The sequence below is a fragment of the Nocardioides sp. Iso805N genome (genome assembly GCF_000364605.1).
GTDB lineage: Bacteria > Actinomycetota > Actinomycetes > Propionibacteriales > Nocardioidaceae > Nocardioides.
In genome coordinates this window covers 94,222-118,901 of record NZ_KB822577.1, presented here as the reverse complement: position 1 = coordinate 118,901, position 24,680 = coordinate 94,222, and the positions used below count along the sequence as shown (strand labels likewise).

At 68.7% G+C, this 24,680-nt stretch carries 23 protein-coding genes and 1 tRNA gene; 9 read left to right on the top strand and 15 right to left on the bottom strand.

Annotated elements, in window-relative coordinates:
* Window positions 1-153: 153 nt before the first annotated feature.
* Entirely contained in the window at window positions 154-4,071 is a 3,918-nt protein-coding gene (locus H036_RS22200) for a glycoside hydrolase family 3 N-terminal domain-containing protein (protein WP_017934303.1), read from the bottom strand.
* Window positions 4,072-4,256: 185 nt separating this feature from the next.
* Here H036_RS22200 and H036_RS0108195 point away from each other — a divergent pair, with 185 nt between their 5' ends.
* Window positions 4,257-5,393, top strand: a complete 1,137-nt coding sequence (locus H036_RS0108195; protein WP_017934302.1) for an ROK family protein — start codon at window positions 4,257-4,259, stop codon at window positions 5,391-5,393.
* Between the two features lie 11 nt (window positions 5,394-5,404).
* Window positions 5,405-6,100 (top strand): glutamine amidotransferase-related protein, encoded by a 696-nt coding sequence (locus H036_RS0108190; protein ID WP_017934301.1) that lies wholly within the window; start codon window positions 5,405-5,407, stop codon window positions 6,098-6,100.
* Here H036_RS0108190 and H036_RS0108185 read toward each other — a convergent pair.
* From H036_RS0108185 to H036_RS0108170, 4 genes are all read right to left on the bottom strand, one after another.
* A complete protein-coding gene (locus tag H036_RS0108185; RefSeq protein ID WP_017934300.1) occupies window positions 6,075-6,761 on the bottom strand; it encodes an enoyl-CoA hydratase-related protein in 687 nt (228 codons plus the stop codon). The genes H036_RS0108190 and H036_RS0108185 overlap by 26 nt on opposite strands.
* Window positions 6,762-6,940: 179 nt before the next feature.
* Window positions 6,941-7,030, bottom strand: a tRNA-Ser gene (locus tag H036_RS0108180).
* A gap of 13 nt (window positions 7,031-7,043) precedes the next feature.
* Window positions 7,044-7,478 carry a nucleoside deaminase gene (locus H036_RS0108175; protein WP_036487884.1) on the bottom strand — a complete coding sequence of 145 codons (435 nt, stop codon included), beginning with the start codon at window positions 7,476-7,478 and terminating at the stop codon, window positions 7,044-7,046.
* A gap of 26 nt (window positions 7,479-7,504) precedes the next feature.
* Entirely contained in the window at window positions 7,505-7,990 is a 486-nt protein-coding gene (locus H036_RS0108170) for a tRNA adenosine deaminase-associated protein (RefSeq protein ID WP_017934298.1), read from the bottom strand.
* A gap of 115 nt (window positions 7,991-8,105) precedes the next feature.
* On the opposite strand from H036_RS0108170, the gene upp reads away from it, so the two are divergent.
* Window positions 8,106-8,747, top strand: a complete 642-nt coding sequence (upp, locus tag H036_RS0108165) for a uracil phosphoribosyltransferase (RefSeq protein ID WP_026145886.1) — start codon at window positions 8,106-8,108, stop codon at window positions 8,745-8,747.
* A gap of 4 nt (window positions 8,748-8,751) precedes the next feature.
* Here the strand turns inward: upp and thpR are convergent, their stop codons facing one another.
* From thpR to H036_RS0108140, 5 genes are all read right to left on the bottom strand, one after another.
* Complete coding sequence (gene thpR / locus H036_RS0108160; protein ID WP_017934296.1) at window positions 8,752-9,324, bottom strand: RNA 2',3'-cyclic phosphodiesterase; 573 nt, start codon at window positions 9,322-9,324, stop codon at window positions 8,752-8,754.
* A 2-nt stretch (window positions 9,325-9,326) separates the two neighbouring features.
* Window positions 9,327-10,040 carry a VIT1/CCC1 transporter family protein gene (locus tag H036_RS0108155; RefSeq protein ID WP_017934295.1) on the bottom strand — a complete coding sequence of 238 codons (714 nt, stop codon included), beginning with the start codon at window positions 10,038-10,040 and terminating at the stop codon, window positions 9,327-9,329.
* 145 nt (window positions 10,041-10,185) lie between these two features.
* A complete protein-coding gene (locus H036_RS0108150; RefSeq protein WP_017934294.1) occupies window positions 10,186-11,325 on the bottom strand; it encodes an acyl-CoA dehydrogenase family protein in 1,140 nt (379 codons plus the stop codon).
* 136 nt (window positions 11,326-11,461) lie between these two features.
* Window positions 11,462-14,107, bottom strand: a complete 2,646-nt coding sequence (locus H036_RS22195; RefSeq protein ID WP_017934293.1) for an amidase family protein — start codon at window positions 14,105-14,107, stop codon at window positions 11,462-11,464.
* Window positions 14,108-14,290: 183 nt separating this feature from the next.
* Window positions 14,291-14,848 (bottom strand): TetR/AcrR family transcriptional regulator, encoded by a 558-nt coding sequence (locus H036_RS0108140; RefSeq protein ID WP_017934292.1) that lies wholly within the window; start codon window positions 14,846-14,848, stop codon window positions 14,291-14,293.
* Window positions 14,849-14,929: 81 nt separating this feature from the next.
* Between H036_RS0108140 and H036_RS0108135 the strand changes: the two genes are divergently transcribed.
* Window positions 14,930-15,835 (top strand): SDR family oxidoreductase, encoded by a 906-nt coding sequence (locus H036_RS0108135; RefSeq protein ID WP_017934291.1) that lies wholly within the window; start codon window positions 14,930-14,932, stop codon window positions 15,833-15,835.
* Window positions 15,836-15,850: 15 nt separating this feature from the next.
* On the opposite strand, the gene H036_RS0108130 is transcribed toward H036_RS0108135, so the two are convergent.
* Entirely contained in the window at window positions 15,851-17,806 is a 1,956-nt protein-coding gene (locus tag H036_RS0108130; protein WP_017934290.1) for a subtype A tannase, read from the bottom strand.
* A gap of 87 nt (window positions 17,807-17,893) precedes the next feature.
* On the opposite strand from H036_RS0108130, the gene H036_RS25315 reads away from it, so the two are divergent.
* Window positions 17,894-18,034: a hypothetical protein gene (locus H036_RS25315; protein WP_157417185.1), complete on the top strand. Its 141-nt coding sequence runs from the start codon at window positions 17,894-17,896 to the stop codon at window positions 18,032-18,034.
* The gene (locus tag H036_RS0108120) at window positions 18,019-18,639 is read left to right on the top strand and encodes a DedA family protein (protein ID WP_017934288.1); all 621 of its coding nucleotides are present in this window, start codon (window positions 18,019-18,021) and stop codon (window positions 18,637-18,639) included. Before H036_RS25315 ends, H036_RS0108120 begins: the two co-directional genes overlap by 16 nt.
* Before the next feature lie 64 nt (window positions 18,640-18,703).
* Here H036_RS0108120 and H036_RS0108115 read toward each other — a convergent pair whose 3' ends face one another.
* The gene (locus H036_RS0108115) at window positions 18,704-19,855 is read right to left on the bottom strand and encodes an alpha/beta hydrolase family protein (RefSeq protein ID WP_017934287.1); all 1,152 of its coding nucleotides are present in this window, start codon (window positions 19,853-19,855) and stop codon (window positions 18,704-18,706) included.
* Between the two features lie 84 nt (window positions 19,856-19,939).
* Window positions 19,940-20,323 (bottom strand): YciI family protein, encoded by a 384-nt coding sequence (locus H036_RS22190; protein WP_017934286.1) that lies wholly within the window; start codon window positions 20,321-20,323, stop codon window positions 19,940-19,942.
* A 293-nt stretch (window positions 20,324-20,616) separates the two neighbouring features.
* On the opposite strand from H036_RS22190, the gene H036_RS0108105 reads away from it, so the two are divergent.
* A complete protein-coding gene (locus tag H036_RS0108105) occupies window positions 20,617-22,188 on the top strand; it encodes a hypothetical protein (RefSeq protein WP_017934285.1) in 1,572 nt (523 codons plus the stop codon).
* Window positions 22,189-22,264: 76 nt separating this feature from the next.
* Here the strand turns inward: H036_RS0108105 and H036_RS0108100 are convergent, their stop codons facing one another.
* Window positions 22,265-22,675 (bottom strand): DUF4186 domain-containing protein, encoded by a 411-nt coding sequence (locus H036_RS0108100; protein ID WP_017934284.1) that lies wholly within the window; start codon window positions 22,673-22,675, stop codon window positions 22,265-22,267.
* A 376-nt stretch (window positions 22,676-23,051) separates the two neighbouring features.
* Here H036_RS0108100 and H036_RS0108095 point away from each other — a divergent pair, with 376 nt between their 5' ends.
* Together H036_RS0108095 and H036_RS22185 are read left to right on the top strand one after the other, a co-directional pair.
* Window positions 23,052-23,552: a hypothetical protein gene (locus tag H036_RS0108095; protein ID WP_017934283.1), complete on the top strand. Its 501-nt coding sequence runs from the start codon at window positions 23,052-23,054 to the stop codon at window positions 23,550-23,552.
* A 307-nt stretch (window positions 23,553-23,859) separates the two neighbouring features.
* The gene (locus tag H036_RS22185) at window positions 23,860-24,078 is read left to right on the top strand and encodes a ribosomal protein L7/L12 (RefSeq protein WP_017934282.1); all 219 of its coding nucleotides are present in this window, start codon (window positions 23,860-23,862) and stop codon (window positions 24,076-24,078) included.
* Window positions 24,079-24,134: 56 nt separating this feature from the next.
* Here H036_RS22185 and H036_RS24305 read toward each other — a convergent pair whose 3' ends face one another.
* Complete coding sequence (locus H036_RS24305; RefSeq protein ID WP_017934281.1) at window positions 24,135-24,623, bottom strand: WapI family immunity protein; 489 nt, start codon at window positions 24,621-24,623, stop codon at window positions 24,135-24,137.
* Window positions 24,624-24,680 lie beyond the last annotated feature (57 nt).

Here is a 24,680-nt window from a genome sequence, read left to right as displayed (position 1 = left end):
ATGCATTGCCTGACAACGTGCGGCACTGACCCCCAGGGGTCAAACCCTCACGGGGCAGCCGGCACAAGCAGGGTCTTCCGCCGGAATCCGGCGCGGGGGCCGGGTCCTGGTGTTCGCCAGGACCCGGCCCCCGCTTCATGGGAGGAGAGGTTGCTACTTGATGGTGACCTTCTTCGAGGTGGCGCTCACGCTGCTACCTGCAGCGCTGGCGGTCACCTTGACCGAGACCTTGTGGTGTCGGTCGGCACCGACCAGGTGGTACTTCGCACCTGTCGCGTGCTTGATCGGGTGACCGTTGCGCAGCCACTGGTAGCTCAGGTGAGCACCCGCGGTCGCGGACGCGGTGGCCTTGAGCGACTTGCCGACCTTGGCCTTGCCGGTGATCACCGGCTTGCTCACCCTGAGCGCGGCCTTGACGGTGATCGAGGCGGTGGCGCTGGTGTTGCCCGCCTTGTCGGTGGCCCGGTAGGAGAAGGCCTGGGACAGCCCCGCCACCTTGACCGGAGCGGTGTAGGTGCTCCAGGTCCTGCCACCGTTGGTGGAGTACTGCACCGTGCGCACACCCGAGACGGCGTCACTGGCCGAGAGGGTCAGCTTCCCGCCAGTGCCGGCAGCCTTCACCGTCGGCGCCGCCGAGTCGATCTTGACGTCGATGGTGCTGTCGCCGAAGCCACCGTTGCCGTCGCTGACCATCGCACGGACATGGTGGACACCGTCACCGGAGACGGTGACCGGTCCCGTGTACAGCGTCAGTGCGCCGCCGTCGATGCCGACGTAGGCGGTGTCGGCGTCGCTGTCGCCGACCTGGGCCGCGACCTTGACCGGTCCGGTGAACCAGCCGCTGGCAGGGGTGGCCGGGGTGGTGGACAGAGACACGGTCGGGGGGTTGCTGCTCGGCGCGTTGACGACCGAGCCGGTCGATGCGGTCAGCACCGTCGGCAGGTCGAACTGTGCCTCGTAGCTCTTCACCGAGACGCCCTTGACGCCCTGGTTGGTGGCGAGCTGCTGGAACGGAGCCGACTGCATCACGACGTTCAGGATGTTCGCCACGCTGCGCTGCAGGTCGCCTAGGCGCATCGGGTAGCTCGTCGCGGTGTAGTTGCCCTTGATCGTCACCGTGTACGACGTCACCGCACTGGTCATGTCACCCGGCGTCGCGTAGGTCAGCGGGGTGATCGTGATCGCAGCCTTCTGGGTGGCGTTCAGCGCACTGCCTGCGAGCAGGGCCTGTGCGTAGTTGTAGGCGTCGTTGACCGTCGCGAGCTTGGGGTCGGCCACGAACGTCTGGTTGTTGATCACATCCGTGGTCGCCGTGCCCGAGATGGGCTGCTTTGTCAGGTCGGTGGTGCCGTCGATCGTGGTGGAGATCGTCTCCGTGCCGGTGGCCGACGGGGTCAGGCCGCCGAACTGCCACGTGTAGGACGTCCGCGTGGGCGAGACGTTCTTGGTGTAGGCCGGCAGACCGGCGACGTCGATGGTCGGCGCCTGCTTCTCGATCCCGTTGATGACGTTCTGCGGCGAGCCGCCGGGCTCGATCAGGTCGTTGCCGGCGTACAGGGTCGAGGTCGCGCTGTGGCTACCGCCCCAGTCGGACATGACCAGGCCCTTGAAGCCCCACTCACCACGGAGCATGTCGGTGACGGTGTCGTAGTTCTCGGCCGCGTAGGTGCCGTTGATCCTGTTGTACGACGTCATCACGGCCATCGGCTGACCGGTGGTGACAGCGATCTGGAAGGCCCGCAAGTCCAGCTCACGGGCGGCGGCCTCGCTGACGACGGAGTTGCCGCCGCTGCGTCGGGTCTCCTGGTTGTTGAAGGCGTAGTGCTTGATCGTCACGCCCACGCCCGGGTTGGACTGCACACCCTGTGCGGTCGCCGCGGCGGTCAGGCCGGCGACGAGCGGGTCCTCGGAGTAGTACTCGAAGTTGCGGCCGTTGAGGGGGTCGCGGTGCAGGTTCATGCCCGGCGCGAGCCACAGCGTGACGCCGGCGTCGATCATCTCCTTGCCGACCGCCTCGGCGACCTTCTTGACCAGGTCACGGTTGAAGGTCTGGGCCAGCATGGTGCCGACCGGCCAGGCCGTCTCGTACTGGTAGGTCTTCGGCGTGGTCGCGATCTGCTGGGTCAGCCGCAGACCGGCCGGACCGTCGGAGAGTGCCATGCCCGGGATGCCGAGGTTCTCGTACTTCGCCGTGGTGTAACCGGCCGCGCCGATCGCGGACGGCGTGGTGCCACCGACCGAGGCGCCCTCGACGATGTTCGCCATCTGGGTCACGCTGAGGCCCGCGACGAAGTTCTGCATCGAGGTCTTGCCCGAGGCGACGTCGTAGAGCGTGCTGGTCGGGTCGGTGGTCACCTGCTCGACCTTCTCGCCCGACTTAGCGATGTACGGCGAGCCGGTGCCCTCCCAGTTGGTCTGGTTCTTGTCGAGGTAGGTCGTGACGCTGGAGACCTTGTTGTGCTCGACGGCGTCATAGGGGAGGGAGGTCGGGACAGGCACGTCCTGCTCGTACGCCGACCGGTCGTCCTTGGGCTGGTAGCCCGCGGTGTCGAGGGTGACCTTCGGGGCGGCGGCGAGCTGGGCGGCCTCGGCGGAGTAGCTGTAGAAGTTCGCCGGGTCGCTGGTCAGCTCGGTGGCAGGTCCGGGTGCGGCAGCACCGTTGGTGACCTCGGGGTTGACCAGCTCGGTCGCGGTGGTGGCGCCGAGATCGAGTCGAGCCGCCACCGACGTGTTGCGCGAGGAGTCGCCGACGCGGACGACGTACTCGCCCGGGTCGAGCTGCCACTGCGACGGGCTCTGGTTGAAGAAGGCCATCGAGGAGGGCGCGAAGCTGATCGTCACCTGCTGGGAGGCACCCGGAGCGAGGTTGTCGGTCTTCGCGTAGCCGGTGAGCTCCTGGTAGGGCTTGTCCAGCCCCGTCTGCGGCGTGGAGACGTAGGTCTCGACGACCTCCTTGCCGCTGTAGGTGTCGCCGACGTTGGTCACCCGCGCCTTGACGGTGACCTTGTCCATGTTCGCGGTCACGCTCAGCGGGGTGATGTTGAAGTCGGTGTAGGACAGGCCGTAGCCGAACGGGTAGTTGACCACGCTCGCCGGGTCGACGCCGTTGTCGGCGCCGATCTTCTTGTAGAAGGAGTCGAAGTAGCGGTAGCCGATGTACTGGCCCTCGCTGTAGCTCTCGTCGTTCCCGGTGCCGTCGTTGTTGGCGAAGGTGCCCGAGGCTGGGTAGTAGGAGTACTTCGAGGCCCAGGTGTCGGTGAGCTTGCCCGACGGGCTGACCTCACCGTCGAGGACCTGCACCAACGCGGCACCGCCCTGCTCGCCGGCCTGGCTCATCAGCAGCAGCGAGTCCAGCGCGGTGCCGCCGGCCGGGTCGACCTCCGAGGCGTTGATGTCCTTGAAGAAGGACGTGTCCATGATGCCGCCGGTGTTGAGCACCACGACGACGTGCTTGTAGGTCTGGCCGAGCAGCTCGATGTCGTCGTGCTCGGTGTCGGTGAGGAGGTAGTCGCCCTTGCCGGAGGAGCGGTCGGCCCCCTCACCGGAGTTACGAGCCACCACGAAGATCGCGGTGTCGGTGGGCGCCGTCGGCTTACGGCTCGAGGCGGTGAGCGGCTGCTCCACCGAGGAGTAGTCGGGCGCCGCGCCCAGCACTCCGCCATTGGGGTTCGGCGGGTACTTGGTGTCGAAGGCCGAGGTCATCGCGTTCCAGTAGGCGGGGCTGGTGGTGATGTTGTAACCCGCCGCCTCCAGACCCTGCCTGACGGTCACATTCGACCGGTTGTTGACAGCACCGGACCCGGTGCCGCCCTTGACCGTGACATAGGCGCCGACACCGAAGAGCGCGACGTTGCCGCTCGTGGCCATCGGCAGCGCGTTGTCGTGGTTCTCCAGAAGGACCATGCCTTCGGTGGCCGCCTGCTGTGACAGGGCGGCGTCGGCCTTCTCGAGCGAGGAAGGAGCCGGATTCGTGGTGGCGGCCTGTGCGACGGAGACGCCGCTGAAGGCCAGACACCCGGCCGCGAGGACCGAGATCCCGCGGGCGATGCCGCGAGGAGTTGGTTGACGCATGAGTCGTCCTCTCTGACAACCCTGGGCGCTATATAGCCGCCCAATGCGAATGTGACGCCCCTCACGCTAGGGCGGGACCTTTCGGCCGTCAACAGGTTGAAAGAAGGAAGTTCTCAGGTTTTTTTGTTCGTTTTTTGACCAAAAAGAGCGTCGCACGGAGTCCCTGCGTCCCCTAAAGTCTTGGCGTGGTCGACTCCACCCCGCGCCAGCGCAACCGCACCGAGATGCTCCGACTCATCCGAGCCGGGCAGGGAGTGACGCGCGCCGACCTGGCCCGGAGCACCGGACTCTCGCGCAGCGCCGTCCAGGCGATCGTGTCCGGACTCCTCTCTGAGTCGCAGGTCAGCGAGCTCGAGGTCGAGGAGAAGGGCCCCGGTACAGGAAGCGGTCGGCCCGGCACACTGCTGGTGGCCGTCGGCGACCCCGTCGCGGGCATCGACTTCGGCCACAACCACCTGCACGTGGCGATCGCCGACTCCTTCGGCCGGCTGATCGGCGACCGCCGGATCGAGATCGACGTCGACCTCGCAGCTGAGGAGGCGATGAACGCCGCCGCCGAGCTGCTCTCGACGCTGCGTGCCGAGCACGACGTGACCCGCCTGCAGGCGGTCGCGGCGGGCATCCCCGGTCCCGTCGACCTGGCCTCCGGACTGGTGCAGTCGCCCACCATCCTCTCGGGCTGGGTCGGGCTCTCCCCCGCGACCGAGCTGGGGCGACGCATCGGCGTACCTGTGCGGATCGAGAACGACGCCGCCCTCGGCGCCCTCGGCGAGCTGTACGGCGGGGCAGGCCGCAACCACCGGGACTTCCTCTACGTGAAGGCCTCCCACGGCATCGGCGCGAGCCTGGTGCTCGGCGGCGACCTCTACCGCGGCGGCACCGGGCTCGCCGGCGAGATCGGCCACACCCACCTCGGCGGCCGCACCGAGCTGTGCCGTTGCGGCAACCGCGGCTGCCTGGAGGCGGTCGTCTCGGTGGCGGCCGTCATCGACCAGATCGCGCACACCCACCCCGGCGGTGACCGTGCCGCCATCACGCTCGAGTCGTTCACCGACCCGATCACCGAGCGCATCCTGCACGAGAGCGGCCGCATCCTGGGCCAGGTCGTCAGCGACCTGTGCAACCTGGTCAACCCGACCGCCGTCATCATCGGCGGCGAGCTCGGCGCTGCCGGCGAGGCGTTCGTGCAGGGCGCCGAGCAGGCGATCCGGCGCTACGCCCAACCGGCCACCGCGGCGGCGTTGGTCGTCCGGGCGGCAGAGCTCGGCAACCGGGCCGAGCTGCACGGGGCGCTCGCGCTTGCCGCCCGCGCCCTGGTGTAGAAACGGAGTCCGTGACGACGATCGGCCTGCTCGGCGACGACCGAGGACACCACAGCCACCACGAGCTCAACGCGCTCGTGCCACGACTGAACGAGGAGCTGGGCGTCGCGGCGAAGTGGCTGCCGTCCGAGTCCGACTTCGACGTCACCGCCTACGACGGGATCTGGCTGGTCCCGGGCTCGCCCTACGCCGATGACGACGCGGTGCTCGCAGCGCTGCACCCCGTGCGGACCAACGCGATCCCGTTCCTCGGCACCTGCGGTGGCATGCAGTACGCGGTGATGGAGTTCCTCCGCGCCGAGCTCGGACAGCGAGCCACCCACGCCGAGTCTGACGGCGAGAGCGACGACAACGCGGTGGCGCTGCTGGCCTGCTCGCTCTACGGCAAGGAGAGCACGGTGACGCCCGTCGCCGACTCCCGGTTCGCCGGCTGGGTCGGCACCGAGTTCGCCGGGATGCACTACTGCAACTACGCCCCGACGGCAGCGAGCATCGCCGCGTTGGAGACCGCGGGCGTGGTGGTCGGTGCGAGAGGCGAGGAGGGCGAGGCGGAGGTGCTGGAGTTCCCGGACCACCCGTTCTACGTCGTCAGCATGTTCCAGCCGCACATCGGCGCCTCGGCGGGCGCACCGATCCATCCGCTGATCCGCGCCTTCGCCGGCGCGGTCAGCGCCGACGGAATCAGCGCGGGGTCGCCAGCTCGCTGAGCGCGTCCTCGTAGAGCCGGGTCTTGATCGTCGCCAGCGTCGTACCGGCCTTCGAGGTGTTCGCCCGCGCCAGCTCGATCGCCGCGGGCAGGACCTCCAGCTCGGGTACGGCGTGGTCCACGATGCCGGCGCCGTGGGCGTCGGCGCCGCCGTACCGGCGACCGGTGAGCATCGCCTCATGGGCTGTCTGCGGGGTGAGTCGGGCGGTGATCAGTGCGTTCATGCCGTGTGTGAACGGCATGTCGATGTCGATCTCCGGCAGGCACCAGAAACCGCGATCCGCGCGCATCACCCGGAAGTCATGCGACAGCGTCAGCATCGCCCCGGCAGCGAACGCGTGCCCCTGGATCGCCACGACGGTGATGACCGGCAGCGCCAGGAGCCGGGCGAAGAGTCGCTCCGCGTCGGCGATGTAGGCGTCGTGCTGCTCCGCGTGGGCGCCGAGCCAGTCCAGGTCGAGACCGTTGGAGAAGAACTTCCCGGTCGCGGTGGTGACCAGCGCACGCTGCCCCTCGGCCGCCTCGACCTCGGCCAGTGCGGCATCGACGGCACCGACCCAGTCGGGATGGAACCGGTTCTCGCCGTCGCCGAGGTTGAGTACGAACACCTCGCCGTCCCGGTCGAGACGAGGTGCGGATCCGGCCTGCGGTGCTGTGGTCACGGGGCGTCCTTCTGAAGGTCTTCACGGCTTGACGGCACCGTATCTCGACGGCGTACGCCGCGGGCGGGTCAGAGCTGCGCGATCCGTCCGCCGGACACCGAGCCGGGATCGCTCCGAAAGGGGCAAGACCCGGACCCACAACTGCGGATCCGGGTCTTGCGGATGTCTCACGACATCGCTGGCGGTGGCGGTGGGATTTGAACCCACGGTGGGTTTGACCCCACACATCATTTCGAGTGATGCACCTTCGGCCGCTCGGACACGCCACCGGGAGGAACGTTACTAGAGCCGATGCCCGGCGAAGAAATCGGCCAGCATCGCGGCACTCTCGTCCGCGCAGACGCCCGCGACGACCTCCGGACGGTGGTTGAGGCGGCGGTCGCGGACGACGTCCCAGAGCGAGCCGACCGCGCCGGCCTTGTCGTCGTACGCACCGAAGACGAGGGTCCGGATCCGGGCCAGCACGAGCGCGCCGGCGCACATCGTGCAGGGCTCGAGGGTGACCACCAGCGAGCAGCCGTCCAGCCGCCACTCGCCCCGGGTCCGCGCCGCCTCGCGCAGCGCCACCACCTCGGCGTGGCCGGTGGGGTCGGCGTCGGCCTCGCGGACGTTGCGACCGCGGCCGATGACCTCACCCTCGGGTGAGAGCACGACCGCCCCGATCGGTACGTCGCCGGTCGCCAGCGCAGCGCGCGCCTCCTCCAGGGCGGTCGCCATCGGCGCCGCCCAGCGGTCGAGCGGCCTCACGCCGAGGTCAGGCCGACGGCGTCGTCGAAGATCTTGCCGAAACCGACCTTGCGGGCGATCTCGGAGACCATCTCGTCGGGGTAGAGGTCGAAGTCGTCGAGCAGGATGCCCATGTCCATCGCGCTCATCCCCATGTCGGACAGGATCGCGAGGTCGCCGGCGGGCTCCTGGTCGTCGTCCTCCTCCGGCAGCGGCAGGCCGAGATGGTCGACGGCCGAGCCGGCCAGCTCCCACTCGTCGGCGGCGGTGACGTCGGAGAGCAGGACGCGCGTCGTCGCCCCGGCGACGCGGACCATGACGAAGAAGTCCTCATCGATGCCGATCACTCCGAGCGCGCCGCCGTCACCGGGGAAGCGCCGCAACGCGTGGCTCAGGGTGTCGAGGTCGGCGAGGACGTCGTGCGCAAGCTCCTGCGCGGTCCACACACCCTCTTCGCGATAGACCGCGAGGGCGAAGTCGACGCCATCCACCTGATCGGACATGACATCCAGAGTGACAGAGGGAGGACCCGGGGCCAACCCCTTTGGGCACTGTTCACCGGCCTCTCTTCCCGGGCTCTCGTCGCAGGCCCGATTCACGTAGGGTGCGGCCATGGCCATGCAGACCCTCGTGGTGGACCACCCGCTCGTCGCTCACAAGCTCACGCACCTGCGCGACCAGCGCACCGACTCCCCGACGTTCCGGTCGCTGGCCGACGAGCTGGTCACGCTGCTCGCCTACGAGGCCACCCGGGAGGTCCGGGTCTGCCCGGTCAGCATCCAGACGCCCGTCAGCCCGACCGAGGGCGTGGAGCTTGCCAGCCCGCGGCCCCTCGTCGTACCCATCCTGCGGGCGGGTCTCGGCATGCTCGACGGGATGATGCGCCTGCTCCCCACCGCCGAGGTCGGCTTCCTGGGCATGGTGCGCAACGAGGAGACACTGCAGGCCACGACGTACGCCGAAAGGCTGCCGGCGGACCTGTCCGGGCGTCAGTGCTACGTCCTGGACCCGATGCTGGCCACCGGCGGGACGCTCGCGGCGGCCATCGACTTCCTGGTCCAGCGCGGCGCCGACGACATCACCTGCATCTGCCTGCTCGTCGCGCCCGAGGGCGTCGCGAAGCTCGAGGAGGCCACCTCGCACATCGAGGTGCCGATCCACGTCGTGACGGCGGCGATGGACGAGCGGCTCAACGAGAAGGGCTACATCGTCCCCGGCCTGGGTGACGCCGGGGACCGGCTCTACGGCGTGGCCGGCTGAGCCGTCACGCCTTCCCCAGCGGCAGCTCCGCAAGCACCTCGTACCGAGGCCGCCCGCGCGTGCCCTCGCCGAGGTGCGAGGCCACCAGCGAGATCTGTGAGGCCGTCCAGGTCGGCCCCCGATAGGCGTCCAGCAGACGCACCCAGTTGCTGACCTCGCCGGGCACACCCAGTCGCGCCAGCGTCACATGCGGCCGGAAGCGTCCTCCGTCGACCTCGATCCCGCTGCGGGCCGCGGCCGCCCGGGCGCCGGTGGCCAGCCTGCCCAGCTCGGTGGCGCCGTCCTCCGATGCCGTCGACAGGCCCGCCCAGATCACCTTCGCGCGGCCGGCGTTCGGGAAGGCACCTCCGCCGGCGATCGCCGCCTCGAACGGGGTACGCCGAGCGGCGGCCCGGGCCAAGCGCTCGAGCAGGTCATCGAGCCGCCACGGCTCCACATCGGCCAGGAAGGCCAGGGTCAGGTGGAGCTGGTCGCGCTGCACCCAGCGGAAGGGAGCGGCTGCGCGGCGTACGTCCAAGAAGGCGTCCAGGTCCTCGACCGCCTCCTCCGGCGGGATCAGCGCTACGAACAGGCGCATCGTCACACCTGGGTGCCCAGCAGGCTCCCGATGAGATAGGTGACGCCCATCGCGAACGCACCGCCGAGGACGTTGCGGATCATCGCGCGGCGGGTGTTGGCGAAGCCGAGCTTGGCACTGGTGAAGCCGGTGAGAGCGAGCGCGATGAGGACGGCGCCGACGGTGACGTAGAACCGCTCCGGCGAGGGCAGCAGGATGGTGAGCATCGGCAGCAGGGCGCCCGTGGTGAAGGCGACCATCGATGCGAACGCCGCCGACCACGGGTTGGTGACGTCGTCGAGGTCGATGCCGAACTCGAGGTAGGAGTGCACCCGCAGCGCGTTCCACTCGGTCAGCTCCTGGGCCGCCGCCTCCGCCGTCTCCGGGGTCATGCCGCGGTCCTGGAGCATCTGGGTCAGGTCCTGCAGCTCCTCCTCGGGCATGCGCTTGAGGTCGCGCCGCTCCGCCTCGACCAGCGCCAGCTCGGCGTCGCGCTGGGTGGAGACCGAGACGTACTCGCCCGCCGCCATCGACAAGGCCCCCGCCACCAGGGCCGCGATGCCAGCGATCAGGATCGGGCTGCGCTCGTCGCTGGCGGCGGCTACGCCCATCACGATGCCCGCCACCGACACGATGCCGTCGTTGGCCCCCAGGACGCCCGCCCGGAGCCAGTTGAGCCTGTTGCTCAGGCCCTCGGATCCGGAGTGCTCATGCCGCACGTTCGCCAAGTCCACCATGCCCCTATCGTCCCGTGTGGGGACAACGTGTCGCAACGAAGGCCAGGCTGTGCTCAGCAGGCCGACGGTGGGGCCGCGCGCCCCGTACGACGACAGCGCCCCGACCCGCAACCGCGGGCCAGGGCGCTGGCGAAGCTCAGGACGATCAGAGACCGAGATCGCGGCCGATGATCTCCTTCATGATCTCGTTCGAGCCGGCCCAGATCTTCGTGACCCGGGCATCGCGCCAGGCGCGGGCCACGCGGTACTCGTTCATGAAGCCGTAGCCGCCGTGGAGCTGGACGCAGTGGTCGAGGATCTCGGACTGGGCCTGCGAGGACCAGTACTTGGCCTTGGACGCCTCCACCGCACTCAGCTCGCCCTTGGCGTGCGCGGCGACGCACTTGTCGACGTACGCCTCGGCGACCTCGATCTGGGTGAACAGCTCGGCGAGCAGGAACTTGTTGTGCTGGAAGTTGCCGATCGCCTGACCGAACGCGTGCCGCTCCTTGGCGTAGGCCAGCGTCTCGATGAGGATCTGCTTGGCGTGCGCGACGTTCGCGATCGAGCAGGAGAGCCGCTCCTGGGCGAGCTTCTGCATCATGTGGATGAAGCCCATGTTGAGCTCCCCGATGATCTCGGCGTCGGTGACCCGCACGTTCTCGAAGAACAGCTCGGCGGTGTCGGACTCCTCCATGCCGACCTTGTCGAGCTTGCGACCGCGGCTGAAGCCCTCCTTGGTCGCCTCCACGGCGAAGAGCGTGATGCCCTTGGCGCCCTTCTCGGGGTCGGTGCGCGCGGCCACGATCACCAGGTCCGCGGAGTAGCCGTTGGTGATGAACGTCTTGGAGCCGTTGATCACCCACTCCTCGCCATCACGGACGGCGGTGGTCTTCAGCGCGGCCAGGTCCGAGCCGCCGCCGGGCTCGGTCATGCCGATCGCCAGCAGGATCTCGCCGGACGCGACGCCGGGCAGCCAGCGCTGCTTCTGTTCCGGGGTGCCGAGCTCGTTGATGTACGGCGCGGTGATGTCGACGTGGATGCCCACACACGTCGGGTACGCCGCACCGACCTTGGCCAGCTCCTCCTCGAGCACGGCGTTGAAGCGGAAGTCGCCCGCGCCGCCGTACTCCTCGTCCAGCGAGAGGCCGAGGAAGCCGTTCTCGCCGGCCTTGAGCCAGAACTCACGGGGCAGGGCCTTGTCCAGGACGTACTTCTCGCCGTTGGGGATGACATCCCGCTCCAGCCAGGTCCGCACAGCGGCGCGGAAGTCCTCGTGGTCCTCGGTGTAGATCTCGCGCTTCATCCCACCAGAATACGGGGCAAGTTACTGGTGCGTAACACAGGGTTGCCCACATCACTTTCCACGGCAGCGAGATGCCCGCCGCCGCAAAACCTGTGGCCCGCCGGACTCTCGGCGGGCCACAGGTGGCGTCAGATGATCAGTGCTTCGGCCTGACCTTCATCGAGACGGTCGCGGAGGACCCGATGAAGTCACCCTTCGGCAGGTAGAGGACCGTCACCTTCTTGGTCTTGGCCTTCTTCACCCGCTTGGCGAGCTTCGGGGCCTTGATCCTGAGCACCGCGCGCCCGCCGACGAGGGTCGCAGTGTGGGCCTTGCCCCCGACCGTGACCTTGACCGAGCCCGTCGGGACGACGCCCGGCGCAGCTGCGACGGACACACTCAGCCGGACGGTCTTGCCTGCCTTCACCACGTGCTTGGCCAGCATGGCCGAGGTGGTCGTGGAGTAGGCCGAGATGCCGATCGACGTGCGACCCGGCGACACCACGGTCTTCGCGTCGCCAGCAGCGTCCACCGTGACCAGCCGTGTGACCGCAACGGCCGCGGGGCCGGGCTTCAGTGCCTTGAAGGTGAGCGTGACGAGCTTGGTCGTGCCCTCCGCCGCTGGTGAGGACCCGAGCTTGGTGTGAACCACCCGGACCGCGCCAGACCCGGTCGTGACGACGTCGGAGCCGGTCGTCCCTCCTGCCGTGCTGCTGGAGACGAGCTTGGCCGCCCTCGGATCGAACCCGAGCGAAAGGTCGTAGGCGTAGAGGTCGTCAGCCGACTGCTCGACAGTCACCGAGAAGGTCGCTCCGGGCTTGACCGTCTTCGCGGTGCTGCCCACGGTCACCGCGCCGTTGCCAGGTGCGTCCTTGTCCACGCCGGGGCCGGCGTAGGTCTCGCCCGCGAGCGCCGGGTAGAGCGCCGGCGTCGTACGGGCCTTCGTGGCCTGCTCGAATGAGTACCCATAGGAGATCAGGTCGCCCTCGTCGTAGTCACGGCCGAGGAACTCCAGGTTGACGTTCGCGTTGGCGGGAGCACCGGCGGTGACGTCGGCGGGGGTGTCCTGGCCGGCCGGCACGGTGATGGCCGGCATGCCGGTGTTCGGGCTCAGGCGCAGGTTCGAGCCGAAGGTGCCGTACGTCGTGGTCGTCGGGTAGATGACCGCATCGATGTCGTCAGTGTTCATCAGGCTGGTGAGGTACGCCGAGCCGTTGCTGATCAGCGTGCCGTGGGTCGACATCCAGGTGTTGTAGGTGTCGGTCGTGACGGCGTCGCGCGAGGTGTAGGTGTTCTTGTAGGACGGGACGAACTGACCGGAGGCCACGATCTGCGCCAGGGTCCGGTCGGCGACCGTCGGGTCGAGGTGGTTGGCGACGTACGCCGCGATGTTGGACTTGAACTCGTTGGTGCTACCGCTGCCCTCGCCGAGGATCTGGGCGACGGTGACACCGCTGGTCGGGTCGGCCGCCAGCGTCGATGGGTCGATCGCGTCGACCGTCGCACCCTGAGCCTGGAGCTTGGCCACCGCAGCCATGAAGATCGCGTACGCCGCGGCCTGCGATGCCGAGCCGGTGGCCGACGGCACCATCGTGGTGAAGTAGGCGAAGTGCTTGCCCTGCAGGGCTGTCGGGTCGAGGTAGGAGGTGTACGAGTCGGGCAGGTGGCTGTCGGCGTCGGCCGTGGCCGCGTCGGCGTCGTCGCTGCCGACGACCGCGTCGAGGGCGACCGCGACGTCGGAGACCGAGCGGGCGATCGGTCCGCCGGTGTCCTGGGTCAACGCAAGTGGAACGATGCCGTCGCGGCTGGTCAGTCCGACCGTGGGCCGCAGGCCGACCAGCTGGTTGTAGCTGGACGGGACGCGGATCGAGCCGCCGGTGTCGGTGCCGAAGCCGATCGCGCCCAGGTTGGCCGAGATCGAGGCGCCGGTGCCACCGCTGGAGCCGCCTGCGGACTGGGCGGTGTTGTAGGGGCTGGCGACGTACTTGCTGCTGCCCACCGGCGAGCCGGTGCTGTACTGGGAGACGAAGCCGTAGGCGAACTCGTCCATGCTGGCCTTGCCGAGGATGATCGCGCCCTTGTCGCGCAGGCCCGTCACCATGGTGGCGTCGGTTGCCGTCTGGTTGTCCTCCCAGCAGCTGCAGCCCGCCGAGGTCGGCATGTCCTTGGTGTCGTAGTTGTCCTTGAGCAGGATCGGGATGCCGTCGAGCATGCCGCTGCCGTGACCGTTCTTCGCCCGAGCCGCGTCGCTGGCGGCCGCTGCGGCGAGCGCATCCTCGGCATCGGTCGTAATGATCGCGTTCAGCGGACGACCGGTGCCGGCCGGGTCAACGGTGTTGCTGTTGTAGGCGGTGATCCGGTCCAGGTAGTCCTGGGTCAGCTCGACCGAGGTGATGACGCCGGCGTTCATCGCCTTCTGCATGTCCAGGGCGCTGGCCTCGATCAGGTCGAAGGAGCCGTCGTCGTAGATCACCTTCTGGGCCAGCCGGGCCAGGTCGGCGATCGTGATGGTGCCGTCGCCGTCGAGGTCGGCCGCGGCGACCGCCGACCAGCCGGCGTCGCCGGAGGTCTTGCCGAGGGCGGCGCGGGCGCGGTCGAGGTCAGCGGCGGTGATCTGCTTGTCGCCGGTGAGGTCGCCCTTGGTGTAGAACGGCGCCAGGTAGGCCCCGCTGTCGGACGCACCGGCCGGAGCGACAGCATCGGCGGCAGAGGACGGGGAGGCGGTGGCGGCCACGGTCAGGCCAGCCGCGCCGATCGCCAGCGCGAGCGATGCGCTGAGGAGACGACTCTTGGAAGTGGTCATGCTCTGCTTTCTTGACGGCTGTTCCGAGACGGACCGTCAAGTTACGAAGCGAATGTTTCGGGGCCGTCGCCACGTGAGACGCCTCAGCGCTGGCACGTGTTACGGACGTTGAAACGAATCAAGAACAAATGTTTCGCCCGGTCGGCAGGGGGCGGCGGGGGCCACGCGGGGGCCACGCGGGCGTCAGCGCAGGGCGCGCAGCGCCGCGTCGGCCTCGTCGAGGATCTCCCCGAACGGCCGCGCCGCCTCGTCGGCGAGCCAGCGCGCGAAGGCGACGTGGAACGCCGCGACGGCACTCTGGGCGGCCAGGCTCGCGACCAGGTCGTCGACGCCGCGGGCCCGCAGACCGTCCGCGGCGAGGTCGGTCATCGCGGCCAGCTTGAGCAGCTCGCGCTCCTGCAGGGCCGGGTTCGCAGCCACGATCCGCGAGCGGCGTACGGCGTGCTCGCGGCGCTCCTCCAGCACCTCGCCGAAGGCGCGCATCCCGGCCAGCGCGGCGTCGAGCGGGGTCGCCTCGGCAGCGGCGCCGGCGATCGCGTCGGCGACCGCCTGCTGCATCACCTCGGTGCCGGCGAAGAGCACCTCGCGCTTGTCGCTGAAGTGCCGGAAGAAGGTGCGCTCGGTGACGCCGGCGCGCTCGGCGATGTCGCCCGCGGTGGTCTGCTCGTAGCCGCGCTCAGTGAAGAGCTCCATCGCGGCGCCGAGCATCCGCCCGCGCGCGTCCGGCTCCCAGCGTCCCATGCGGAGAAGTGTAGGTGATGACAGCCTCTGACATCGCGTGCTACCGTCGATGTCAGTAACTGACATTGATGGGAGATCACCATGCGCGTGTTCATCACCGGAGCCTCCGGCTGGATCGGCTCGGCCGTCACCGACGAGCTCCTCGCCTACGACCACCAGGTCCTCGGGCTCGCCCGATCGGAGGAGTCGGCAGCGGCTCTGGAGGCCAAGGGCGCCGAGGTCCACCGCGGCAGCCTCGACGACGTCGACTCACTGATCGCGGGCGCCAAGGCCGCCGACGCGGTCATCCACCTGGCCTTCAAGCACGACTTCACCGACTACGCGGCCGCCGGGCGCAGCGAGCGGGCAGCGGTGGAGGGCATGCTCGACGTGCTGGCCGGCAGCGACCGGCCGTTCCTGCTCGCCTCCGGCCTGGCCGGCGCCGACCTCGGCCGCGCGCTGACCGAGGACGACGCCTCCCCCTTCCACGGACCCGAATCGCTGCGCGGCGGCAGCGAGAACCTCGCCCTGGAGTACGCCGAGCGCGGGGTGCGCTCGGTCGCGCTCCGCTTCGCCCCCACCGTGCACGGCACCGGAGACCACGGCTTCACCGCCCGCCTGGTGCAGATCGCCCAGGAGCACGGCGATGCTGGGTACATCGGCGACGGCAGCCACCGCTGGGCGGCCGTCCACCGCGCCGACGCGGCCCGCCTCGTCCGGCTCGCCCTGGAGAAGGCACCGGCAGGCTCACGGGTGCACGCGGTCGGTGAGGAGGGCGTGCCGACCCGTGACATCGCAGCCGCCATCGGCGCCTACCTCGGCGTACCGACGGTGTCGGTGCCGCCCGCGGAAGCCGAGGCCCGCTTCACCTGGCTGGCACGCTTCTTCGGCCACGACGTCCACGCCTCCAGCGCCCGCACCCGTGAGCTGCTCGGCTGGGAGCCGACCGGCCCGACGCTGCTCGAGGACATCGCCGGTGGCGCCTATGCGGCGGCCGCCGGTCGCTGAGGCACGGGCCGCGGATCAGGCGACGCTCTGCTTCACCCAGGCGATGAAGCTGGTCGCCGCGTCGCCGATCCGCTCGGCCATGGTGTGGGCCTGACCCCAGACGGTGGCGAAGTCGACCTTCTCCCCCAGGGCCTGCAGCGCGAGGGCCAGGTTGATCTCGGTCGTGCTCGCGGTGTCGCCCTGCATGATGCCGGTCCGGATCCGCCAGTGCTTGGCCCGCTTCGCGGAGTTGTAGCCCCTGTACTGGCTGGAGAGGTAGTACATCGGGTTGTACATGTTGCCGCGGGTGAGCACGTCCACGCCGACGGAATCGGTGGTGGCGAAGTCGGTCGTGTAGCCGCTCGCCGCATAGGCGGACTTCCAGCCACTCAGCTGCGCGTAGCGGCCCTGGTGGGCGGCGATCAGGTCGCGGGAGACCTCGGCGAAGTGCAGGCCCTCGGTGCCCTGACCCAGGACGACGTTCTCGGTCTCGCCGCGGTCGATCCCGTCGAACGCGCCGACATCCTTGGTGGGTTTCTTCTGGCTGCGGACGAAGCCCTCCAGGGAGAGCACCTCGGCGGTGTTGGACCTCGCGTCGTACCTCACCCAGGTCGTCTCGCGGTTGAGGTGCGCGATGTAGGCCTCGACCGTCTTGTAGGTCGTCGCGGGGCCGGAGGATCCCGTGCTCGCCACGCTGCTGGGCGCAGCGCCGGCCGAGGGCATCGAAGCGCGTGAGGGCATCGAAGCGCGTGAGGGCATGCCACCCGGTCGCGCGCCGCCGGAAGGCATGCCGCTCGGCCGCATGCCGCCGGGCATCCCGCCGGATGGCATGCCACCCGGCATCCCGCCGCCGGCGCCGGCCGGTGCGCCCATGCCCGCCATCGTGGTGTTCGACGACGTGTAGGGGAAGGTCGTGTCGGAGAGGAAGTTGTCGAGCGACTCCTCGATCACCGAGACGACGTGGTCGTAGTAGCTGCCGGCGAGGTAGGCGCCGTGGGCCGACCTCCTCAGCCGCAGCGTCTTGCCGGCCGGGCTGCGCAGCCCGAGCCTGTTGACGTACGCCGCGAACGCCTTCGCGAGGTCGGTCGAGTAGGCGGCCGTCCAGGTGCCGGCCGCGCGCGTCCCGGTCGAGGCGAACTGCCCCATGTTCCACTCGTAGGACGCGTTGCCGACGTCGAGGCTGGTGATCGGACACCAGGCCATCACCCCTGCGACCGCGTCGCTGAGCGTCTTCCCGTCGGGGTCGGTCGTCGCCGCGCCGATCGCGTCGAGGTACGGCGCGTACAGCGCCGCATCACCGGTCGTCCCCATCACCGAGCACTGCGCGCCGCCGCCGCTGTGCCCGAAGACGAAGATGCTGCCCGTGTCACCTGGCAGGAAGGCCGCGTTGTAGCGGACGTAGCGCACCGCCGCCTTGAGGTCGGTCACGCCCCACGGCGCATTGCCGACGTAGTCGTCGCCCGCCGCGTCGCCGTTGCTGTCGCGGCCGCGAAGACCTGCGGCGACGTACACGAAGCCGGCCTGCATGTACGCCGCCACGTCGTTGTAGCTGTAGCTCGACGGCGGTTTCTGCGCGGCGTACCCGGGGGTGTTCACCGGCAGCACGATCGGCGCCGTCGCCGCGGTGAAGTCGCCGACCTTCCCGGTGCTGTGCACGGTCGCGGTGTAGGTGCCGTCGCCGTTGTCCTTCGCATCCAGGTAGGCGCCCGGGACGTAGACGCCGAGGGTCTCGTAGTCCGGCGCGGCCGGCGTGGCGGCGTACGTGCAACCCATCTGCCAGTAGACGTCGTTGTCGGAGTCGTGGTTCCACGCGGTGTTGTCGATGGTCAGCGTGCCCGCCGATGCTGGGGCCGGGCCTGCCGACGAGGTCGCCGTGGAGGAGGTCGATGATGATCTGGTGTCGTCCTCCGATGAGCACGCGGCCAGGGCGAGCACGCTCACCGAGGCCACGGACAGCGTCCTCAGCACCTGCCGCCGGTCGATCTGTGCCACTGCTTCCCTCTTCGTCGTTCGGCCCCGTCGCCGGGACGCGCCGACGGTAGTGGTCGCGCCTGAGGAACCTCTGCGAAGGTCATGGAGGTGAGCACCGCGTGGGCGTCGTACGCGATCATCCGGCCGTCGGGGTACCTGTCGGACGTGGCGTCGACCCACACCCCCATCACCCCGCTGCGTGTCCTGCCGACCTCCACCCGACGTGAGGCGACATGGACGCTGTCGTGAACCACCTGCTGGCGATGCCGTCGTGGTTGGCGCTGCTGCTGATCTTCGCGCTGCCCGCGCTGGAGGCCTCCGCGTTCCTCGGGTTCGTCTTCCCCGGCGAGACGGCGCTGATCATCGGCGGGGTGCTCGCCTCGCAGGGCCGACTCTCCCTGGCCGCGGTGCTCGTGGCCGGCATCGGCGGAGCCTTGGTCGGCGACTCGATCGGCTATGCGGTCGGACGGCGCTGGGGGCGGCGGATCCTGCACACGACGCTGGGCCGGTTCGTGCGCGCGGAGCACCTGCAGCGTGCCGAGGACGCGCTGTCGGTGCGCGGCGGCTGGACGGTCTTCGTCGGCCGGTTCACCGCGGCGCTGCGGGTGCTGGTCCCGGGCCTCGCGGGGATGGGCCGGCTGTCCTACCGGACGTTCCTGTTCTACAACGTCGCCGGCGCGGTCATCTGGGGCACGTTGATGGTCGTGGCGGGCTACGTCGCCGGCAGCAACTGGCACCGGGTCGCGCACCTGTTCTCCGGCGCGGGGCTGGTGCTGACGGTGCTGGTGATCTGCGCCTTCGTCGTCGTGCAGGTGCTGCGTCGGCGGCGACGGGCGGACTCGACCGATGGGTGAGGAGCGGGCGGGCTGAACGACTGCTCACCCACCTCGCCCGCTCCCGCCAGGATTGAACGACCGCTCAGCCGAGCTCGGCCAGCACGTCCTCGACCCAGTCGGCGACGTACGCGTTGATGTGCGGCATGTGGTCGAGCCCGACGTGCTCGGTCGCGCCCTCCTCGGCAGTGAAGATGCGCAGCTCGCGCTTGGGCGAGTTCACCGCCTGGTCGTAGGACTGGTGCGCATAGTCGACCGAGATCTGCCGGTCGCCCGCACCGTGCGCGATCAGGAACGGCACGGTGATCTTCTCGACCACACCATTGAGGTGGACGCCCTCGGCGTACTGGATGAACTTGTCGACGTCGTCGAAACCCCACACCCACAAGACGTGCTCCCAGTAGTGCGGCACCGGGTTCTCACCCTCGCGCTGCAGGCGCTTCTTCTGCACCTCGCCCCAGTTGTGGTTCGCGCCCCAGACCGCGATGAACTTGATCCGCTTCTCGAACGCCGCCGCCCGCGGCACGTAGTAGCCGCCGAGCGACCAGCCGACCAGCCCGATCCGCTCGCTGTCGACGTCGGAGCGGGTCTCGAGGTAGTCGATCTGCGCCGTGGCCCACCCCTCGGACTCGATCTGCGACTTGAGATCCTGGAAGCGGAGCGCCTCCCCTGAGCCCGGGTTGTCGATCATCAGCACCGAGATCCCGCGCTCGCGCATCTCCTGCGCCCAGCCCGAGGTGTACATGTGCTCCTTGGTGGAGTCCAGGCCGTTCCACATGATCACGCACGGGACCGGCTCGCCGGCCTTGCTGGCGTTGGAGAAGTACGCCGGGAGCGTGGTGTCCTCGAACGGCACCTCCACCCGGCTGGTGGCGGGGTCGGCGATCTCGAAGACCTTCTCGAACGCGTCCAGCGCCTGCTGGTAGAACGCCCGCCGGGTCGGGTCGGAGTTGGAGAGCATCCGCTCGGCCTGGCACACGTAGAGACCGGAGCGGTACCACTGCTGTCCCGCCGTACGCAGGTGTCCCGCGGCCTCGGAGGCGCGGGCCTGGTCGGCGACCTGATCGGCCACCGCCTTCCAGGAGGCCATGAACAGCTTGCTGCCGGTGTCGACGTCGGCTGCCTCGCGCGCGGGCCGGCACGCGCGGTCGACCTCGTCGATCAGACCGCCGTTGTTGAGGGTCGCGCAGACGCCGAGGTTCCAGACGTACTTGGGGCCGGTGAAGTACTCGAACATGTCCGCAACTGTGCCGTGCGTCACGCGGCCGGGGAACGTGCGCGTGGTGATGGGAGGTATCCGCGCTCCGCGCCTGCGAGACGCCTACGTCGTGGCGGCCGCCTCGGCCTCCAGACCCCACCGGGGGCCCGGGAAGCGGTGCACCTCCTGCGGCCAGCCGACCGCGACCGCGATCCGGCCCGCCCAGTAGCGGGCGTCGTCGTCGTTGGCCACGTCGACCACCGCGAACCCGCCGAGGTGCTCCTTGGTCTCGACGAACGGCCCGTCGGTGAACACCGGCTCCTCGCCCTCGGGGACCACGCTGCAGATCGCGGTCGAGGCGTCCAGGCCGCCGTCGGTGAAGACGAAGGCCCCCGCCTGCTTGATCTCCTCGATCACCGCCCGCCCCCGCCGCCCCTTCTCCCGGATCTGCTCGTCGGTGTGCTCCGGCACCCACTCGTCGTTGAACGCAATCAGGTAGAACGCCATGCTCAGCTCCTCTGCTCACGGGCAGCCCGACGACCGCCTCCAACCCTTCCACGAACGGGAGGGCGCCGATACGACAGCGGAGCTGGGATTGCTCGCAGGCTTTGCCGTGGCGTGCGGGCGGCTTCGGTCCACGCGGTCTCAGCGCGCATGGGCGGCCGTCGACCTGGACGTACGCCGGTGCTCGGCGTCGTACGTCGGTGGCACACACCGCCCAGAATGACGCGGCCACCGCGCACCTCCCGCGAATCGGCGACAGAGTGTCGCCGCAGCGCTAGCCTCTCACCGTGGCGACTATGACCGCTCTCAACAAGGCGCTGATCGCGATCCCGAAGCGAGCCGAGATGAGGCAGGCGGAGGAGCTACGGGCGACCTTCGTCGATTCCGGCATCGCTGAGGCGATGTCCACGATCGACCACCAGATTTTGTATGGCCGCCGGGGCACCGGCAAGACACACGCACTTCGGTTCATCGAAGGATTGGCTGCCGCCCGCGGCGACATTGCTGTGTATGTCGACCTTCGCACAGTAGGTTCACCCGACGGCCTCTTCGGCGTCAACGACCTGAGACTGACGGAGCGAACGGGCCGTCTACTCCGCGACCTCCTAAATCAGGTCTACGACAACGTGATCTCTATCGTCATCGAAGACGACCGCCTCATCTCCAACAAGGCACTCATCAACGCGCTCGACGCCCTGCTGAGTGCCGCCTCGAAGGTCGAAGTCCGCGGCGTCGTCGAGGTCGAGGAAGCCGAGGCCGAGCGGTCGACGACTCGTCGAGGGGCGGCTGTAAAGGGCTCGATCTCCGGCACCGGTCCGAGGCTCGGCGGCTCGCTCAATCGTGGCAAGAGCACCGAGACCGAGGAACGTGGTCGGACGACACGAACCGGCCAAGAAGAGGTCGCACTGAACTTCACGGATGTGGCCAAGGCATTGCGGGATGTGGCGGAGGCTCTCGGTGCCAATCGCGTATGGCTCATCCTTGACGAGTGGGTCAGCGTGCCGACAGCGATACAGCCCTATCTCGCGGAGTTCCTTCTCCGATGCGTGCTGCCTCTCCAACAGTTCACGGTGAAGATTGCCACCATCGAGCAGCAGAGCGAGTTTGACGTTCTCGACGCCTCGAATGGCGCCCGGATTGGCTTCGAGGTCGGCGCCGACATCATGGCGAGCGTGGATCTGGACGACTTCATGGTCTTTGAACAGGCAAACGAACGCGCTCGCGAGTTCTTCCTCGGCTTGTTCTTCAAACACCTGACCTCTGGCATCGAAGGCGTCGAACCAGTTGACGGGCTCAAGGCGCCCATCGATCTCATCCGCGTCGGCTTCTCAGATACGCGAGCCTTCGACGAACTTGTGCGCGCTGCGGAGGGAGTGCCGCGTGATGCCATCAACATTGCTGGCAAGGCGGCGATGAAGGCAAGCGACGGCAACGTAACAGTGCCCCATGTGCGACAAGCTGCGAGGGCTTGGTACCAGCAGGACAAGGAGGCAGCGCTCCGGAGTCGCCCTCAAGCCGATGCTCTCCTCAGCTGGATCATCGACGTTGTTGTCCGGGGTAAGCGTGCGCGGGCCTTCCTCGTCAACCGTCGCGACTCTCGAAGCGAGCTGATCATGTCGCTCTACGAAGCACGACTTCTACATCTGATTCGTCGGGGCTACTCCGCTCAGGACGAGCCCGGCGAGCGATTCAACGTCTTCAGCATTGACTACGGCGCATATGTCGACCTCATCTCGACGAAGTACGAGCCCCAGGGTGTGCTAGCAGCGGAGGGGGACTCGTTCGTCGATGTGCCAACGCAAGACCTCCGTGCGATTCGTCGATCTATCGTCGACCTGGACGCGTTCGCGGCGACCTTGGAAGAGTGATCCGGACGCTGGAGCGTGCAGGTGTGAGGAGGCGTGAATCATTCCGCCGCTATCGATGCGGATCTGCCGACCACCTTCACGATCGGTGTGACTTGGAGCTCCCGGAGTCCCGACATCCGATGGAGGTCGCCAGCTCGCGGTCGATCCACCGCCCGATCACCTCGGCCACGTAGGCCCGCTCGCCGCGGTCGAGCCGATGCCCCTTCGCGATGCCGTGCCACGTCTCCAGGCAGCTGCGGCAGCAGGTCGCGGTGGCGTGCTGGGCCACGAAGACCGGGTGGTTGCGGTACGGGGTCTGCCGGCCGTCGTTGCGCGGCTCGGCCGGCGCGAGGCGCTCCGCGATGATCTCCGCGGCGTGAGTCCGCATCGTCTGCGGACCGCGCAGCTCAGCCGTGGCGCGCTCGCGCCCGCGCAGGTGGAAGCGCCGCCCGAACGGTCGCGCACTCGCGCGGTCGATCCGGTCATCGATCTCGGCGGGGTCGGGCACGCCCCCAGACTAGGCACGGCACCGTGGCCGACGACGAAGCCAAGACCGGCTGGGTCTCGGCGTGGCCGCGAACCATCAGTGCCCGAGGCGCGGCAGGTAGAAGCGGAATGGCCACACGGCTTCCTTGGCCAGCTCCAGTATCGGCAGTCGCGGACCAGAAGCGTCAGGGCACCGATCATGGCGAGGTACCGGAAGCCCGGAACCGGACCAACGCCGGGCACCGCACGACCGTGCCGCGCTCGGGCACTCGCGGGCATCCGGATCTCCGCGACCTGCTCGAAACTGAGGGCCGTCGATCCGCCGCCTGTCGGCATCGATCCCGAGCGGATCAGTCGAGATCCGATTGTTCCCGACAGTGCGCCGCCATGATGTCTCCATGTGGGTGCGCATCATGGAATGGATGCTCGTGGACGACGAGCCGCCCAGGCCGGCTCCTGGCTCCTTGCTCCGCTCGGTCGGCCTGCGGGTGCACGGGGTGGCGACCGTCGCCGACGCCACGACGCCCGATGGCCTCGCCGAGGTTCAGAACAGCGACGGCGCGGGTCAACCGCGAAGCGTGTACGCGCTGACCGGGACCGCGGACGCCGCGCAGGACATCTGGACGAACATCGGAGAACGCCAAGAGCGAGACCAACACGCAGGTTCGGAGTTCGTTCTCACGATCGGGGCAGACCGCTTTCAGGTGCAGATCGAAGGTCCCGCCTCGAACGTGCCGCCGGACTCACGGGTGACGGTGACCGGCGAACTGCGACTCGTCGGCGAATACGAGTGGGATGCTTTCGAGCTCACCGACACGCGAGCTGACTGGGTTGTCAGGAGCGTCGTTGCCTTGGCCCGCGGCGACATCGCGGTCGATCTCTCACACCCCTCCGCATGACGTGGTTTTGATGATGCGATCTGGCCCGCAGGTCGCGTGAGCCCACGACTACCGGAGCTGGCGGGATCGAAGCCGTCTGCGCACTGCGTCATTCCAGCCGTGCGGGCCGGCGACTGACCGCTCAGTCGTCCGGCGCATGATCGCCATGTCTGGACCAACTCGATCTTCGGACGGATCCAGGCATCGGATTCGGCGTCTACGTCATGGCATTGCTGTTCAACACCGACAACGGCGGAGCCTCATGGCGTGACACCCGAATAGATAGAAAGCCGGGCGCGCGCCCACGACGCACTGCGAACATCTACCTATGAGCGGCGACACGATCCTCGCCGCGGTCGGCCCTCGACGGATCGAGGTCATCAAAGCCGTTCGAGAGATGACTCCTCTTGAGTTCGAGGACGCACGCCATCTGGTCGACTCGACTCCATCGATCGTCGCCACCCAGCTGAGCGCCGAAAGTGCGCACTTCATCAGGGTGCGCCTCCAACGCGTGGGCGCAGCGACGACCATCGGACGACACGTCTGACACAACCGAAGACCTCGTCATAGCCGCGGGGTCGGACAGTCCGGTGCCGGGTTGCCTCACCTCGGCGGGAACTCTTCGAGGTCGTGTTCCCATCCCTCACCCGCTCTTGCGAGGTCAGACTGCGGAATGGTCAGGCGAACCTTGTGCCCGGCTCCCTCGCCGTCGTCGCACGAGGCCATGGGCGGACGCGACTCCGCCTCGAAGTAGATGTCCATGGTGGTGATGCCCTGAGCGGCCTCGATCAGCGCGAACATCAGATTGGGCTCGGTAAGAAGGAAGCGGCCGTGGCCTGGTCCTCCGCCCGCGGCCACTGTGGGCCCCCCACTGCCCAAGCCGCGCAGCCACGATGCAAGCTCCTTCGCCTCCCACGTGGTCAGGCACGGATCGTCGAACGCCCACGACTGCACGCCGTCCCATGCCTCGCCATGGACCATGAGCCAGTTGGCATCCCAGTCCGGACCGGATGACGTCGACACTCCGCTCGCGAACTGGTAACCGATCACGGTGAGGTCGACGAAGGCACCGTCCAGCGACTCGAGTCTCACGCTCGGTGATTCTAGATACGAGTCGATGCGAATGGACGCGAGGCTCCCATAGAATCC

Coding starts and splice junctions, on each gene's coding strand:
- H036_RS0108155 (WP_017934295.1), bottom strand. CDS start 10,040: ATGGTGGACTTGGCGAACGTGCGGCATGAGCACTCCGGATCCGAGGGC.
- H036_RS0108095 (WP_017934283.1), top strand. CDS start 23,052: ATGTGGGTGCGCATCATGGAATGGATGCTCGTGGACGACGAGCCGCCC.
- H036_RS0108140 (WP_017934292.1), bottom strand. CDS start 14,848: ATGGGACGCTGGGAGCCGGACGCGCGCGGGCGGATGCTCGGCGCCGCG.
- H036_RS0108150 (WP_017934294.1), bottom strand. CDS start 11,325: ATGAAGCGCGAGATCTACACCGAGGACCACGAGGACTTCCGCGCCGCT.
- H036_RS0108170 (WP_017934298.1), bottom strand. CDS start 7,990: ATGTCCGATCAGGTGGATGGCGTCGACTTCGCCCTCGCGGTCTATCGC.
- thpR (WP_017934296.1), bottom strand. CDS start 9,324: ATGCGCCTGTTCGTAGCGCTGATCCCGCCGGAGGAGGCGGTCGAGGAC.
- H036_RS0108135 (WP_017934291.1), top strand. CDS start 14,930: ATGCGCGTGTTCATCACCGGAGCCTCCGGCTGGATCGGCTCGGCCGTC.
- H036_RS0108120 (WP_017934288.1), top strand. CDS start 18,019: ATGGACGCTGTCGTGAACCACCTGCTGGCGATGCCGTCGTGGTTGGCG.
- H036_RS0108175 (WP_036487884.1), bottom strand. CDS start 7,478: ATGGCGACCGCCCTGGAGGAGGCGCGCGCTGCGCTGGCGACCGGCGAC.
- upp (WP_026145886.1), top strand. CDS start 8,106: ATGCAGACCCTCGTGGTGGACCACCCGCTCGTCGCTCACAAGCTCACG.
- H036_RS22195 (WP_017934293.1), bottom strand. CDS start 14,107: ATGACCACTTCCAAGAGTCGTCTCCTCAGCGCATCGCTCGCGCTGGCG.
- H036_RS22185 (WP_017934282.1), top strand. CDS start 23,860: ATGAGCGGCGACACGATCCTCGCCGCGGTCGGCCCTCGACGGATCGAG.
- H036_RS0108105 (WP_017934285.1), top strand. CDS start 20,617: ATGACCGCTCTCAACAAGGCGCTGATCGCGATCCCGAAGCGAGCCGAG.
- H036_RS0108115 (WP_017934287.1), bottom strand. CDS start 19,855: ATGTTCGAGTACTTCACCGGCCCCAAGTACGTCTGGAACCTCGGCGTC.
- H036_RS22190 (WP_017934286.1), bottom strand. CDS start 20,323: ATGGCGTTCTACCTGATTGCGTTCAACGACGAGTGGGTGCCGGAGCAC.
- H036_RS22200 (WP_017934303.1), bottom strand. CDS start 4,071: ATGCGTCAACCAACTCCTCGCGGCATCGCCCGCGGGATCTCGGTCCTC.